At 48.5% G+C, this 778-nt stretch carries 1 protein-coding gene and 1 pseudogene; both read left to right on the top strand.

Going from position 1 to position 778, the window contains the following annotated elements:
* On the top strand, positions 1-344 hold a 344-nt coding region (locus ACNPAA_RS20975; RefSeq protein WP_417891996.1), incomplete at its 5' end, for an MFS transporter.
* Positions 345-398: 54 nt separating this feature from the next.
* Positions 399-656 (top strand): annotated as a pseudogene (locus ACNPAA_RS20970) (sugar-binding domain-containing protein); the annotation flags it as partial.
* Positions 657-778: the final 122 nt, after the last annotated feature.

Genomic DNA, 778 nt, shown 5'->3' with positions numbered 1-778 from the left:
TGACGGCGCTTACTGCTGAATTCACTGTCGGCGAAGGTAAGTTGATGACTCATGATGAACCCTGTTCCATGGCTCCAGATGACAAACATGATCTCATATCAGGGACTTGTTCGCACCTTCCCTGGTTGATTGGCTATCAGTTCTTCAAGCAGCTAGCAACCATGTTTATGTCTGTGTGGGCTGGCTCTATGTATGAGGTGATGGGCTTTCGTGAAACCTACTTGGTATTGGGCATTATTGCCGCAACTTTCACCTTTATTTCTATTTTTACCCTCTCAGGAATGGGGCCACTTGGGCTGTTAAAGGGTAGAACGATGGTTTCAAAAAAAGCCGCCAGTTACTAACCGAATGTTTTGTAATCAGAGATTTGAAAAAGGTTATAAAAGATGAATAACAGTATGACGTTACAACAAATCATTTATCGTGCCGATTGGCAAACACAGGCTGTGACCAGTGTAAATCGTTTACCCGCCCATACCCCCATGTTCAGCTGGCGCAGCGAAACCGATGCCAGGGGTGATCTGGCCTCTTCCTCCCGTCTCTTGCTCGATGGCGAGTGGCGCTTCTCCTTCTTTGCCGCTCCCGAATTGGTGCCCGAGAGCTGGCTGGCGCAGGATCTGGTGGATGCTTGCCCCATTACAGTGCCGGGCAACTGGCCAGGGCCGACGCATGATCATTCTCTGCACAAGTTGATCAAGTCTCGATCAGTTGAACGGCTCCAAGTACGATTTTAATTGTACCTTGCGTTGCCAAGCTGTAAATAGTCGAGATCTTAACC

Source organism: Aeromonas sp. PS2Canimalfood6, assembly GCF_048276795.1.
Taxonomy (GTDB): Bacteria; Pseudomonadota; Gammaproteobacteria; order Enterobacterales; family Aeromonadaceae; genus Aeromonas; species Aeromonas caviae.
This window is presented reverse-complemented; position numbering and strand designations above follow the sequence as displayed.